The following is a 14000-nucleotide window of genomic DNA, read 5'->3' on the forward strand; positions in this document are numbered from 1 at the left end:
GGTAACCTATCGGCCGGATGGTTTCCGGAGGCGCTGCCGGATTTTTGAAGCCCCGCCGACAGCCGCAGGCGGATGCTGTGCCCGCGACTGTCGTGGTGTAAGCCCGGTCCAGCGCTTGAATGCGTGAGTAAAGGCGCTGACTTCGCGGTAACCGAGCAGCCAGGCAATCTGCGAAATCGGAAGGTCGGTATCGCCCAGGTAATGACCCGCGAGGTCGCTCCTCAGCTCCTCTGCGATGTCCGAGAAGGTCAGTCCCTCCGCCGAGAGCTTGCGCGCCAGAGTCCGATGGCTCATGCCGAGGTGGCGGGCGATTTCGACGGCGTTCGCCGTTCCATGCGGGAGCAACGGAGCCATTACATTTTCCACGCTTGCGCGCAGGCTGGTGCGGGCCGGCAACCGATGGGCGAGAGCATCTTCGCAGTATTGCATCAGGAGCTGATTGAGGTGGCTGTCGGCACTGACGATGGGCAGCTGTGCGATCGCACTTGGAAAAACCAATTCATCCGCTCCGGCCCCAAATTCGATTTCGCATCCCAACAGCGACCGAAATTCGGCTGGCGTGTTCTTGCGGTGGTGAACCAGCCTGATCTTGCTCGGTATCAATCGGCGGTTGGTGAGTTGCCGGCACAGGCGAACGAGGGAAACCAGCCAGAATTCGATTTGATGGTAGTCCGAGCGTCGTTCGACGCCGACGTAATCCAAGGAGATCGCGACTTCCTTGTTGGCGCGATATGTCAGTGAAACGCCCTCGTTGGTGATCCGGCTGTAGCGTGCTGCCTTTTGCAAGGCGTCATTCAAGACTTCGGAGGATGCCAGGACGTAATAAAACAGACCGATCTCGCGAAGATCATACTCCCGCGACAGATGAAAGCCCAAAAGGCCATCCTGCAGCACGTCGGCAGCGAGTTTCAGAATCTTGATTTGGCCCTGGACCTCGACGCGGGCGGCGCGATCATCAATCTGCTCAACGCTCAATCCGGCCTTCGACAAAAGTGGCGCCAGAGGAATACCTCGTTCGCGCAGCTCAGCGCAAACCATCCGGGCGATACCGCCTGAGGCACTCGGAATCGAATCGATGCGCCCCGGTTTGGTAGCAGGCACGAGACATCATCCTCTATTGCGACATCCGTTTGCGGTCTGTTCGCCGCGAGGGGGCATCTTGGCGCAGAAGATCAAATAATTGGCGCAGGATAGCAAGCCGGATGCGGGCTGTCTGCTAGATATGAATTGCCGCTTCGAGCCGGCCGGTTTCGGTTGCGCGATTTTTGCTGCGGTATCTCCCAGGTTTCACAGCGCGCGGATGTGTGTAGGGCGCCGAACGCGGTGTCTGATACCGCCATTCAGGGATTGCAAGATGTGCACGAAATCCGGCCATACGTCCGGCAGATTGCGAGTAACGCAGGCGTTCATAGCGCTGTCCGGCATTCCGGAGAGTGCCTCTGTGCCGAGCGTGATCTCGATCGTGAGGATCGGAATACACGAAATCCGAATTTTCAATGTTTCATCGCCCGTGGGCGACGAGCCAGCGTTGTGGATCGAGTTGTTCGATCACGACACAAAGGTGTCGGTCGATTGTTGCAGCTTCCGCGAGATCGACGCGGCGATCGCTGCATTCGACGACATGGTTTCGCAAGCGGAACGTTTGAATGAAGCTGATGAGCCGGAAGCCGGTGACGCACCGGTCTGAACGACGCTCATTTTTTTCTCGGTTCAAGGACGGTAATATGTTGCGATCAGAGCCCGGCAGAATGGCGATCTTCATCGATGGCCCCAATCTTCACGCAACCGGCAGGGCGCTCGGCTTTGACATCGACTTCAAGCGTCTGCTCTTGGAATTTCAGAACCGCGGTTCGTTGTTGCGGGCATTGTACTACACGCCTGTCAGTGAGGATCAGGAATTTTCCTCGATCCGTCCCTTGGTCGACTGGCTTGGTTACAACGGCTACACCGTCATTACCAAGGCATCGAAAGAGTTCGCCGACGCCGGCGGTCGCCGCAAGTTCAAGAGCAGCATGGATATTGAACTGGCGGTCGATGCGATGCAGCTCGCCGTGCATCTTGACGAAATCGTGTTGTTCTCTGGCAATGGCGCTTTCCGCGCGCTGGTTGAATCGCTGCAGCGGCGAGGCGTCCGCGTCACCATAGCCTCGACGATTTCGAGCCAGCCGCCGATCGTCGCCGAAGAATTGCGTCGTCAGGCCGACGGATTCATCGACATTGCGGAACTGCAAAACAGAATCGGTCGGGAAGCGGCCTGACTTCTGACTCGTGCGACGGGGTCGAACGCCTGTTTCGTGGTTAAGACGGGTCGGCGGCAGCGCCGCCCCTCAAATCATCCCCGTCAGCCGCAGCGTCACGCCCGCCGCGCAGGACCCCGCCAGCACCCAGAGCATGCCGACATTGAGGCGGAAGATCGCGGTGGCGGCGGCAGCCGCCAGCACGAACGCGGCAATATCAATGCTCGACAGCACGGGCATGTCGAACGACAACCCGAACGATCGAACCGGCGTCGTCTGCCGGAACAGCGTATGCAGCGCGAACCAGATCGACAGATTGAGGATCACGCCGACCACGGCGGCGGTGATTGCGGTTAGCGCGCCGGCTAGCCCCTTGTTGCCGCGCAGGGTCTCGATGAAGGGCGCGCCGAGGAAGATCCAGAGGAAGCAGGGCATGAAGGTGACCCAGGTCGCCAGCAATCCGCCGAGGGTTGCCGCCATCATCGGCGACAGCGTGCCCGGATCGCGAAAGGCGGCCATGAAGCCGACGAACTGCAGCACCATGATCAGCGGGCCCGGCGTGGTCTCGGCCATGCCGAGACCGTCCAGCATCTCGCGCGGCTGCACCCAGTGATAGTGCTCGACGGCCTGCTGGGCGACATAGGCCAGCACGGCATAGGCGCCGCCGAACGTCACCATCGCCATCTTCGAGAAGAACAGCGCGATCTGGCTGAACACATTGTCCTGGCCGAACGCGATCAGCAGCGCGGCCACCGGCACCAGCCATAGCAGCAGCCAGACCGAACTGACTTTCAGCGCCTTGGATACACTCGGGCGGACATGCTCGGGCAACTCCTCGCCGAGCAGGCTGTCGACAACAGCCGTTTTCTTGCCGCCGCCATGTTCGACCGCGGCGAATTCCGGCCGGCCGCTCCGCGCGCCGAGATAGCCGATCACGCCGGCGGCGATGATGATGATCGGGAAGGGGACATTGAAGAAAAAGATCGCGACAAAGGCGATGCCCGCCAGCGCGATCATGACCCGGTTGCGCAACGCGCGTTTGCCGACCCGCACCACGGCCTGCACGACGATGGCGAGCACCGCCGCTTTCAGCCCGAAGAACACCGCCTCGACGAAGCCGACATTGCCGTAGGCCGCGTAGATATAGCTCAGCCCCATGATGGCGATGATGCCGGGCAGGATGAAAAGTCCGCCGGCCATGATGCCGCCGGCGGTCCGGTGCAGCAGCCAGCCGATATAGGTGGCGAGCTGCTGCGCCTCCGGCCCCGGCAGCAGCATGCAGTAGTTCAGCGCATGCAGGAACCGGCTCTCGGAAATCCAGTTCTTTTCCTCGACCAGGATGCGATGCATCACTGCGATCTGGCCTGCGGGCCCGCCGAAACTTAAGCACGCCACCCGCAGCCAGACCCGGAATGCCTCGCCGAAGCTGATGCCGTGCGCGTATTCGCTGTTGGCACCGGCTTCGGCTGTTTTGTTGATGGTCGCTTCCATTACGACTTCGCCTTGTTGCTCGGCCAATTGTGGGTTTCGCCGGTCGCATCGCGGCACCAGCGATAGAAGGCGTCATACAGCGTGATGCCGGCCTCCAATTGCTCGAGATCGTCGTCGAACATTCGCGACAGGCCGAGCGAGGCGGCCAGCAGCCCGGGTGCTTCCGGCGAAAGGTCGAGCCGGCCGGTATCGGCGGCGCGGACCATCGTCGCCAGCCGCAACAGAGCCGGCGTCGCCAGACCGAATTCCTCGATCATCACGTCGAAGGTGCAGAGTTCGCCGCGGTGGCTCCAGAACACGTTCTCGACGTCGAAGGGCGCCGCGTTAAAGCGCTCGCCGACCGCGATCACCTCCGACGGTGCGACGAACAGGAACACCGCGTTTGGATCGACAAATCTGCGAATTAGCCAGGGGCAGGCGATGCGGTCGATCTTCGGCCGCGCCCGCGTTACCCAGACGGTGCGGCCTCGCGCGTCGCGCGGCGGCAGCTTTTCGGCCGGCACCAGCGGCAGCTTGGCAGCCTTCCAGCCTTCAAAGCCGCCTTCGAGCGTTTCGGCCGACACGTCGAGATGCCGTAGCCAGGCGGCGGTGCCTTGCGCGAGCTTTTGGCCGCGCAGGCAAGCCACGATGGCGGGACGGCCGGAGAACTCCTCGCCCCAATTGGCGGCATCCTGATGGCTACGCCTGACGGCGCCGGGAATTAGCCGCGGGTCGGCGGCGAAATCCTCGTCGGTACGGACGTCGATCAGGACAGGCATGTTCGCCGTGCCGATCAACCGTGCAAGTTTATCTGGAGATATCGTGGTGTAGGATGACATGGTTGCGCCCTCGTTAAGAGAAAACGGGCGCGATACTTGGGCATGTCGCCTCGTGGGGAGATCGCATGGTCCCCATGCGCCGAATTAACTGCTTGCCGGTTCGGCTGTCAACCCATGCACCCATCCTGCGGGCCCGATGCTTGCGGAATTCATTGTCCGGACCTAGCATGCGTCATATCGGGGACAAAGCAGGCTCCCCGTCAGACGGTCCGCCGTCCAAGCTCTGCGCACCGCTCGACGTGTCGAGTTGCGCATGAAAGCATGGATCGATGGCCAGCATTCCCACAGAGTCCAAATCGTCTACCGCAGCCTCGCTGATCACGCTGCTCTATGTCGCGCGGGGCTTGCGCGGATTCGGCGACGGTTTTGCGATCATTATCCTGCCGGCCTACATGACGCTGCTGGGTTACGACGCCATCGCGGTCGGCATCGTCGCCACCGCCTCGCTGCTGGGAACCGCGCTGCTGACCTTGATCGTCGGCTGGATCGCGCCCCGTCATGATTTGCGTCCGCTACTGATGTTCGGCGCGGGCCTGATGGCGGCCACCGGGGTTGCGTTCCCGGGCGTCGAGCACTTCGTCCTGATCGTGCTGGTCGCCTTTATCGGCACCATCAATCCGTCCGGCGGCGACCTCGGCGTGCTGGTGCCGCTCGAACATGCGGTGCTCGCGCACAGCGCGGCCGACGAGCGCCGCACGCAGATATTTGCCCGCTACAGCCTGATCGGCGCGCTGGCCACCGCGGCGGGATCGTTGGCGGCGTCGTTGCCCGATTTTCTCGTTGCCAGCGGCAGCACCCAGCTCGGCGCGTTCCGCCTGATGTTCTATGCCTACGCCGCGCTCGGCATGCTCTGCGCCGCGCTCTATCGTCGTGTCCCGCACACGCGCGGCGAGGAGCGGGCGCCGCAGACGCCGCTCGGGCCTTCGCGCGGCACTGTCTACAAGCTCGCCGCGCTGTTCAGCATCGATGCGTTCGCGGGCGGTTTCGTCGCGCAGTCGTTGCTGGTGCTGTGGCTGTTCGAGCGCTTCGATCTTTCACTATCTGCGGCGGGATTGTTCTTCTTCTGGTCGAGCACGCTGAGCGCCTTCTCCTATCCGGTCGCCGCCTGGCTCGCCAGGCGCATCGGCCTCGTCAACACCATGGTGTTCACGCACATCCCCTCCAGCGTGTTCCTGATCCTGGCGGCGTTCTCGCCCAATCTTTATCTGGCGCTGGGGCTGTTGTTGCTGCGTTCGGCGCTGTCGCAAATGGATGTGCCGACCCGCACCTCCTATGTGATGGCAGTCGTGACACCCGCAGAGCGGCCCGCCGCCGCCAGCGTCACCGCGGTGCCGCGCAGCCTTGCGTCCGCGATCAGCCCGGCGATCTCAGGCGCGCTGCTGATGACGGCGTTTTCCGGCCTGCCGCTGGTGGTCTGCGGCGCGTTGAAGATCGGCTACGACCTCGCGCTGCTGTTCTCGTTCCGCCACATCAAGCCGCCCGAGGAGTCGTCCTGACGCGGTGGGGAGGCAGCACAAATCATTCCTGACGCACCGGTAACTGCCGGATCTGGAATCCGGTCTTGTTCTGTTCAAAGCCGACGCCAGAATAGAATTTCAGCGTCGCCGGGCTTTTCGATCCCGTCAACAGCATGACTTTGTAACAATTGTGTTTCCAGGCCTCGGCGACCGCGTGTTTGAGAACGGCGCCGCCGTGTCCCTGCTTGCGATGGTTTGCGCCGGTGACCACGTTCTCGATCAGCGCATAGGGCAAGCCGCCGCGGGTCAGGTTCGGCACAACGACGAGCGTGCAGGACGTGACGAGCACGTGCTGCCGGACCCCAACGAAAACGGCGCTTCCCTTGTAGCCCGAGAGCTGCCGCCAGATCGATGTCGCATCCTCGATCGCGAGAGGCGGATCGGAGGGATTCAAGTCGCGATATAATTCCAGCAGCGCCGGAAGATCGGGTTGCTCGACGGCACGAATGAGCAGATCAGCAGACATGGTTCACCCTCGTTCAGTCCCTGCGAAGCGTTGTGCGCGATGCGTCTTCGGCAGCCCAGCCGCGCAGGATGCGGGCGGTGGTGTCATCCAGGGGGAAGAAATTTTCGATGCGAAGTTCCTGCAGCGTAATATCCTGCGGAATGCCCAGCGTGGCGATGGTCGTAAACAGCCGCAGATCGATCCCGTCTTTGCGGAAATGCATGGGAAGCACTGGCGAGATAGCCAGTTCGGCAGGGGGCGCATGGACCGCCGCCTGCACGCCTTCATAAGCGAGCAATCGTTTAAGAAGCGCTGCGGTCTCGGTTGATCCGTCAGCGGCAGCGTCGGCTTCCACGCTCCGGATGAAATAGCCGACGACTTCGACCCAGTTCACCAAATGCGGCCGCAGCACATCAGGGGCAACCAGCGCGTCGGCCAGATTGATCGGCGTGTCCGGCGGGAGTGGCCCGACCAGAAATTCGACCAGCCGGACGGCGCCGGAATTGCTCTGCAGCAGATTCCAGTGCCGATCGACCGCAACCGCAGGAAACGGCTCCTGCTGGGCCAGCATGAAATCGAGCGCAGTGCGGATTTGCCCGAGCTCGGGCGCGGCGAGGTTGGTCTGCCGCCACACCGGCGCAAAGCCCGCCGCGATCAGCAGCGAATTATGCTGGCGCAGCGGCACGTCGAGGGCGATCGCAAGCCGTATCACCATGTCCCGGCTCGGCGCTGCGCGACCCAGTTCAAGGAAACTCAGATGCCGCTGCGAAATCTCGGTGCGCCCGGCGAGTTCGAGTTGCGACAGGCCTCGCTTCCGTCGCCACCAGCGGAGGTTTGCCGCGAAATCCTGCTGGAGCGCCATGAGTACCTGCCAGGTAGTTGCCGAAACCTTGCCGACCGGCAAGATGGCACAAGCCAGCTTGGCAAGACATGGGAGACAGGCATTGGGCGGCGAATGGGTCGGTGTCGCAATTGCATTGGTATCGAGTTCTCTCGGTGGGACCGCGGCGGCGATCACGCGCTATCTCGCCGGCAATACCGATCCGGTCACGATGGCGATCCTGCGCTGGGGCATCGGCTTTTGCTGCGTGTTGCCTGCCGCGCTGCTCCTGAAAGCGCGCTGGCCGCAGCGCCGGGATTGGCCTGCCGTCGCCGCACTGGGCTTCTGCTTTTTTGGCGTGTTCTTCGTCCTCTACAACATCGCGATGTCCTATACGACCGCGGCGCGCGCCAGCCTCGCGCTGGCGACGCTGCCGCTGCACACCATGGTGGTCGGCGCCTTGCTCGGCATCGAGCCGCTGACGAAACGGAAATCGGTCGGCGTCGGCATCGCCGTGCTCGGCGTCTTCGCGGCCCTGGCATCGGGGCTCTCGAGCGCGCCGGCGGGCGCCTGGCGCGGCGAACTGATCATGACGGCGGCCGTCTTGTGCATGGCGTTCTACAACGTCTGGTCCCGTCCGTTCATCCAGCGATCGAGCGCGCTAGGCTTCCTCACCGTCGGCATGGGCACGGGTGCCGCCGCGCTGATCCTGGTGGGCTCCCTGACCGGGAGCGTCGCGGTCTTGAGCCAGTTCGGAACGGCGCAATGGATCGCAGGCCTCTATCTCGGGATCGCCGGCGGCGCGCTGGCGTTCATCCTGTGGGTGCTGGCGCTCGAGCGGGCGTCGCCGACCCGCGTGGCCAACACCATGACCGTCAACCCGCTGGCGGCGGGATTGCTCGCCACGCAGCTGGTCGGGGAGCCGATCACGCCGAACCTCGTGCTCGGGCTGGTCGCGGTGTTCGCCGGCATCTGGATCGCGACGTCGGCGGCGAAGGGGTTACCCTAAGTTGCCAGGCCGGATATCATCCGATGCCGCCGTTCTGAGTTGCAAGGAAGTCGCGCCATGACGATCGAGGTCCGTCAGATTCGCGAGGAAGACATTGAGAGCTTCCATGCCGCCGTCGGTGTGGTGGCCCGCGAGCACAGATATCTCGCGCTTATCGAGGCGCCGCCGATCGAACGCGCAACGGCCTTCGTCCGCCGCAACATCGAAAAGGGTTACCCGCAGTTCGTCGCCATCGCCGATCGGGAGGTCATCGGCTGGTGCAACATCCCACCGGCTTCACGCGAGGTGATGGCGCATGTCGGCGATCTCTTTATGGGATTGCTGCCGCAGTGGCGCGGTCAGGGGCTGGGTGAACGTCTGCTGCGGGAATCCCTCGTGGCCGCGGATGCGTTTGGATATCTGCGCATCGAACTCGGCGTGTTTGCGGACAATCCGAGCGCCGCGGCGCTCTACCGCAAGGCCGGGTTCGTCGAGGAAGGGATCAAGCGGCGTGCGATTTTGATCAATGGTGTCTTCCACGACGAGGTCATCATGGCGCGCTTCAGGGATTGAGGCGACTCACGCCGCGGCGATGGCCTCGATCTCGATCAGGAAATCGGGGCCATAGAGCTTCGACACCTCGACCAGCGTGACCGCGGGCGCGGCCGGCGGCGTGACGGAGACAAAGAAGCGGTTCCGGGCTTCCCGGTAGCGGCCGAGATTGTCCATGTCGGTGAGAAATACCGTGAGTTTGACCAGGTTGGCGGCCGTGCATCCGCTTGCCCGCAGCGCGATGGTAAGGTTCTCGAACACTTGTTCTGCTTGCGCGGCAAAATCGTTCTTGCCGACCACATTGCCGTCGCGATCGAGCGCGGTTTGGCCGGCGATGAAGATGAGGCGGCCCGGACTGACGTCAACGATCTGCGAATAGCCGGGTGGGGTGCCGAGTTCGGGCGGGTTGATGCGCCGGATCGACGGCGTCGTGGCATCTACCATTGGGAGTCCTCATGATTGTGTCGTCATGGGCGGATGGCTGCGCACCAAAAACAGCGCGAGCAGCGCGGCGAGGCTGAGCGCGGAGGAGACGATCAGAACGCGGCTGCCCATAATGTCGATCAAGAGGCTGAACAGCAATGGAGCGGCGGCCTGCGCCATCCGCGCCGGCGCGCCGATGATGCCGAGGCGATAGCCGTAATTCTGGGGGCCGAAGATCGCCAGCGGCAGCGTGCCGCGCGCGATGGTGAGGATGCCGTTGCCGGCGCCGTAGAAGATCGCGAACACGCTGGCCGCCCCGCCACCGGCCAATCCGAGTATCGCCACGCCGATCGGATTCGTGACACATGCGAGCTTGGTCGAGACCAGCGGATGAAAGCGGCTGAGGAAGCCAGCCTCGAAGATACGCGCCGCCACCTGCGCCGGGCCAAGCAGGGCGCCGGCGAACACCGCCTGCGCGGTGGTGGCGCCGGCCGCTTCCATGATGCGCGGCAGATGCGCGGCCATCGCACCGGTGACGGTCCAGGCGGCGGCGAACACGAAGGCCAGCAGGATCATGGTGCGGTCGATCGGGATGTGCGGCTTGACCGCGTTCGCCACCGCAGCCTTGGCGCCCTGGACCGCCGGCAGCATCAGCAAATTGATCGGCAGCCCAATCAGAATATGCGCGGCCGCCCAGGCAAAGCAGGTGTTGCGCCAGCCGATGGTCTCCAGCCCCCAGGCCGACAGCGGCCATCCGACCGTGGATGCAAAACCCGCGAGCAACGTGATGCCGGTGATCGAGCGCCGCGCTTCATTGCCGTAGATGCGCCCGAGCGCGGCGAACGCCGCATCGTAGAGGCCGCCGGTCATGCCTATGCCAAGCAGTAGCCAGGCGAGAACCATCACCGGAATGGAATAGCTGAACCCAAGCAGCGTCAGTCCGGCCGCGAATATCACATTGGACATCGACAGCACCGGCCGGCCACCGACCAGGTCGATCTGCCGGCCGATGCGCGGGCCAAGCAAAGCCGAGATCACCAGGGCGGCGGAGAAGGCGGCAAATATCCAGTTCGAGGAGACCCCGAGATCGCGTGAGATCGGGTCGGCCAGAATGGCCGGCAGGTAATAGCTCGATGCCCAGGCCAGCGTCTGCGTGGTGCCGAGCGCGATGATGATGGGGAGGGGGCGTGCGCTCATGGCTTATCTTTTTCGTTGCGCCTGCTTGTTGTCGTTGCCGTCGTTCCAGCGTGCCGGAATCAAGTTGTCTATGATAATAGACAACTTGGAGCCTAGGCGCCATGACGTCAGGTGGCAACAGGCTTGTGTCGCACTCATGCCTGAACCGTGGTCCGTCTCGACCAGTAGAGTGCCAATGGCCCAAGCAGAATACCCACCGCGAGCACGGTAAACGCCGCCGTCCAGGCGGAGGCGCTCGACGGTCCACCGGCCGCATCCAGCGCAACGCCAAGGGCCCAGGCGCCCAAAGCCGAAAGGCTGAAGCCGACGGTCGAATGCACGGCCATCGTTGCCCCGCGGTACTTTGGGTCCGCCGCCATCGTCATCCCCGATGTCAGCGCGCCGGAATCGGCGGGCACGGTGATGGCGTAGGCCAGGATCAGCGGCAGCAGCAGCCATGGCGATTTGTCGGCGAACGCGCCGATCAAGAGCGCCACGACGGCCGAACTGAACATCACCGCAGTGATGGCGCGATGGCGGCCGAACCGGATCGCGCATTCATTGCCGAGAATACTTGCGGGCATTGCGAGCACGGAGAACAGCACGCTGACGACGACGGGGGTCAGGATCGAGCCGTCCGAACTCCTAGCCGCCACGAATGTCCAGAACGCCACCAGCCAGGTTCGGATGCCGTAAAGCTCAAAGCAGTGCGCGCCATAGCCGAGAACGAAACCCATCGCGCTGGTGTTGCGAAACACCGGCGCAAAATCCAGCAAACGGCCTTGCGCGGGCTTCGGCGTCACCGGCTGCAGCAGGAAGCACACGGAAAGCATCACCAGCGGGCCCAGCGCCGTCACCAGGAAGGCAGCGCGCCAGCCCCAGGCCTCCGCGACGAGCTGCGAGATGAGGAACGACAGTCCGACGCCGAACGAGAAGCTTGATGTGTAGAACGTGACCGCGCGTGATGAATCGCCCGGTGCAAGCCGGTCGGTCAGCGCCTTGAGCCCCGGCATGTAAGCGCCCGCAAATCCGATGCCCGCGATGGCGTTGAACAACGCCCCGGACCAGAGGCCGGTGGCAAACAGGCCGAACAGCAATGTACCGAGTGCACTGACCGCGGAGCCGGCGATTAGAATCTTGCGCGCGTCGATCCGGTCGGTCAGCGTCGCCAGCACCGGCACGGTCAACATGTAGCCCGCAGCGCCCGAGCCGGCGAGCAGGCCGGCCTGCGCGCCGCTCAGATGCCATTCCGGAATCAGGAACGCCGCGAGAATGGAAGGCACCACGACATGCGGAAGCAGGCTGCCGAGCTGCCCCACACACATCGCGACGATGACGGATCGGCCGTTTAAGGAAATGCGTTTCACCCCGGTTCGTTCAGGACGCGCAGCCGCATCCCGTTTTGCCTTGTTGCTTGGCATTAGCGTCCTCGACGCAGCAGGCGTCAACAGCTGACGGCGCCGGTCCGCCGCAGCACTGGCTTGCGCCGGGCGCGTCCGCGCGACTGCAAACGCCGGTCTCGGGCAGCACCAGTTCGACGCGCTCTGCCGCCGCGTGATCGCCGGCAATATCGGCGGCAATCGAACGGACCTGTTCATAGCCCGTCAGCATCAGGAAGGTCGGCGCACGGCCGTAGGACTTAATGCCGGCGAAATAGAAGCCGGGTTCGGCCTGCGCCAGTTCACGCGCGCCGTGGGGCCGCACGGTGCCGCAGCTATGCTCGTTCGGATCGATCAGCGGCGCCAGCGCCACCGGGCATTCGATAGCCGGATCAAGCTGGATGCGAAGCTCGCGCACGAAATTCAGGTCCGGCCGAAAGCCTGTTGCAACGATCAGCTCGTCGACAACGATTTGACGGCAGCAACTGCCCGCGCCGGTCGCGACGGTGAGGCGAGGGCCCTCCGCCGTGATGTGCGAAACCCGAAACTCGCTCTCGACCCTGATGCGGCCAGCGGCGACCAGCGATGCAAAGGCGGCGCCAAGCTCGCCACGTGCAACCAGCTTGTCGTTCTCGCCGCCGCCAAAGGCCTTGGCGGGATCGTTGCCGCGCAACAGCCAGATCGGACGTGTTTCCGGCACCTCGGCGGCGAGCCGCGCGAGATCGGTCAGCGTACCGATCGCCGAATGACCGGCGCCCAGCACGGCGACGGTCTTGCCGGCGTAGCGCGCGCGATCTCTTCCCAGAATATCGGGCATGCCGTAGGCGATTTTGCTCGCCGCCTGCGCCTCGCCGATGGCGGGGAGGCCATTGGCGCCGGCCGGATTGGGCGAATGCCAGGTGCCTGACGCGTCGATCACGGCGTCAGCCTTGACGACCTTCGGGCCTTGCCCGTTCTGATAGCGAATTTCGAACGGCGCTGACTCGCGTCCTTTGGTCTTGAGCTTGTCGAAACCAGCGCGACTGATGTCGGTGACGCGGCTGGAGGTGTGGATGTGATCGGTAAGGGCGGTTTTGGCCGCGAGCGGTTCAAGGTAGCCCTCCAGCAATTCCGCGCCGGTCGGATAGTGCTGCGGGTCGGGCGAATTCCACCCCGTTGCCGCGAGCAGACGCTCCGCGGCGCGATCGATGTTGTATTCCCAGGGCGAAAACAACTGGACATGGCTCCATTGCCGAACGGAATGTCCAACGCTGCTGCCTGCTTCCAGCACGATCGGCCGGAGCCCGCGCTCCAGCACATGGGCGGCGGCGGCAAGGCCAACCGGGCCGGCGCCGATGATCGCAACGGACTTTGCCTCGCTCATACTGTTCTCCCATCAAACTAGAAATATCGAAATTACGGGCGGCGCAAATTCACGCCGCGGTCTGCGTATCATTGCTTTCGGAGCCGGTGCAGCATTCGGCCACCAGGAACTCCACCAGCCCTCGCATCACGTCGTAATTGGCGTGGCATACGAGTGTGGTTGCGTCCCGCACCTGGTTGATCAGGCCCACCACCATCAGCGTCTTGATATGATGCGAGAGGGTGGACGGCGCGATCTTCAGCTTGTCCTGCAGCCGGCCGACCGACATTCCGGCGTCGCCGGCGCGAACCAGCGCGCGATAGATTTTGAGCCGGGTCGGATTGCCCAGGGCCTCGAGGTGTGCGGCGGCGTCATCGAGTTTCATGACGGCAGAATGACGCCCGAATCCGGGGTTGTCAACCGTATTTCTAGAAGTATGGAAATAGTGAGTTTTGCCCGTGATGAAAGTCGATAGGGTCGTTCTGCACAAGGCTGTCGTCCTCCGCGAAAGCGGGGGACCCAGTACGCCGGGGCTTCTCGGTTCAATCATTGCCGTCTCTGGGATCCTGGGTCACCCGCATGGGCGGGTGATGACAGCTGAATGTGTGTTCGCGTTCTCGCGACGCATTACGCCCGAGTTTTGCTGGAAACTTCCCACCCTCAAATGAGAGGGCGCAGGGAATGCCGGATGCGCGCTGCACCCGCGGTCTCGCGTGCGGTTTGCACAAAACAAAGTGCACACGAGCATACAGGGCAGCGGAGAACATCCGACATTCCCTGCGCAATGGCTTTACGGCTTATGCCGTGATCTC

Annotated in this window: 14 protein-coding genes and 1 pseudogene; 5 read left to right on the forward strand and 10 right to left on the reverse strand. The window is 63.4% G+C overall.

What is annotated here, in order from left to right:
- Positions 1-6: 6 nt before the first annotated feature.
- Positions 7-1101, reverse strand: coding sequence for an AraC family transcriptional regulator (locus JQ600_RS34810; RefSeq protein WP_312010957.1), 1095 nt, complete (start codon positions 1099-1101; stop codon positions 7-9).
- 253 nt (positions 1102-1354) lie between these two features.
- On the opposite strand from JQ600_RS34810, the gene JQ600_RS34815 reads away from it, so the two are divergent.
- Together JQ600_RS34815 and JQ600_RS34820 are read left to right on the forward strand one after the other, a co-directional pair.
- Complete coding sequence (locus JQ600_RS34815) at positions 1355-1687, forward strand: hypothetical protein (protein WP_212263650.1); 333 nt, start codon at positions 1355-1357, stop codon at positions 1685-1687.
- 37 nt (positions 1688-1724) lie between these two features.
- Positions 1725-2249: pseudogene (locus JQ600_RS34820) on the forward strand (NYN domain-containing protein); the annotation flags it as partial.
- A gap of 78 nt (positions 2250-2327) precedes the next feature.
- Here the strand turns inward: JQ600_RS34820 and chrA are convergent.
- Positions 2328-3728, reverse strand: coding sequence for a chromate efflux transporter (gene chrA, locus JQ600_RS34825; protein WP_212388464.1), 1401 nt, complete (start codon positions 3726-3728; stop codon positions 2328-2330).
- Positions 3728-4546, reverse strand: coding sequence for a chromate resistance protein ChrB domain-containing protein (locus tag JQ600_RS34830; RefSeq protein ID WP_212263648.1), 819 nt, complete (start codon positions 4544-4546; stop codon positions 3728-3730). The genes chrA and JQ600_RS34830 overlap by 1 nt, the downstream gene beginning before the upstream one ends.
- 269 nt (positions 4547-4815) lie before the next feature.
- Between JQ600_RS34830 and JQ600_RS34835 the strand changes: the two genes are divergently transcribed.
- Positions 4816-6042, forward strand: a complete 1227-nt coding sequence (locus JQ600_RS34835; RefSeq protein ID WP_212388284.1) for an MFS transporter — start codon at positions 4816-4818, stop codon at positions 6040-6042.
- Positions 6043-6064: 22 nt separating this feature from the next.
- On the opposite strand, the gene JQ600_RS34840 is transcribed toward JQ600_RS34835, so the two are convergent.
- A complete protein-coding gene (locus tag JQ600_RS34840; RefSeq protein ID WP_212388286.1) occupies positions 6065-6529 on the reverse strand; it encodes a GNAT family N-acetyltransferase in 465 nt (154 codons plus the stop codon).
- A gap of 13 nt (positions 6530-6542) precedes the next feature.
- Positions 6543-7370, reverse strand: a complete 828-nt coding sequence (locus JQ600_RS34845) for a helix-turn-helix domain-containing protein (RefSeq protein ID WP_212388288.1) — start codon at positions 7368-7370, stop codon at positions 6543-6545.
- A gap of 82 nt (positions 7371-7452) precedes the next feature.
- On the opposite strand from JQ600_RS34845, the gene JQ600_RS34850 reads away from it, so the two are divergent.
- A complete protein-coding gene (locus JQ600_RS34850; RefSeq protein ID WP_249136238.1) occupies positions 7453-8337 on the forward strand; it encodes a DMT family transporter in 885 nt (294 codons plus the stop codon).
- A 57-nt stretch (positions 8338-8394) separates the two neighbouring features.
- Positions 8395-8889, forward strand: coding sequence for a GNAT family N-acetyltransferase (locus JQ600_RS34855; protein WP_212388289.1), 495 nt, complete (start codon positions 8395-8397; stop codon positions 8887-8889).
- Positions 8890-8895: 6 nt separating this feature from the next.
- Here JQ600_RS34855 and JQ600_RS34860 read toward each other — a convergent pair whose 3' ends face one another.
- From JQ600_RS34860 to JQ600_RS34880, 5 genes are all read right to left on the reverse strand, one after another.
- On the reverse strand, positions 8896-9312 hold the full coding sequence (locus JQ600_RS34860; RefSeq protein ID WP_212388290.1) for a RidA family protein: 417 nt from the start codon (positions 9310-9312) through the stop codon (positions 8896-8898).
- Between the two features lie 9 nt (positions 9313-9321).
- Entirely contained in the window at positions 9322-10488 is a 1167-nt protein-coding gene (locus tag JQ600_RS34865) for an MFS transporter (RefSeq protein WP_212388291.1), read from the reverse strand.
- 134 nt (positions 10489-10622) lie between these two features.
- Positions 10623-11792, reverse strand: coding sequence for an MFS transporter (locus JQ600_RS34870; protein WP_212388467.1), 1170 nt, complete (start codon positions 11790-11792; stop codon positions 10623-10625).
- A gap of 52 nt (positions 11793-11844) precedes the next feature.
- Positions 11845-13209, reverse strand: a complete 1365-nt coding sequence (locus JQ600_RS34875) for an NAD(P)-binding domain-containing protein (protein ID WP_212388292.1) — start codon at positions 13207-13209, stop codon at positions 11845-11847.
- Between the two features lie 49 nt (positions 13210-13258).
- Positions 13259-13573 carry a helix-turn-helix transcriptional regulator gene (locus tag JQ600_RS34880; protein ID WP_212263641.1) on the reverse strand — a complete coding sequence of 105 codons (315 nt, stop codon included), beginning with the start codon at positions 13571-13573 and terminating at the stop codon, positions 13259-13261.
- Positions 13574-14000 lie beyond the last annotated feature (427 nt).

The sequence above is a fragment of the Bradyrhizobium sp. AUGA SZCCT0176 genome (genome assembly GCF_018130145.1).
In the GTDB taxonomy this organism is placed as follows: domain Bacteria; phylum Pseudomonadota; class Alphaproteobacteria; order Rhizobiales; family Xanthobacteraceae; genus Bradyrhizobium.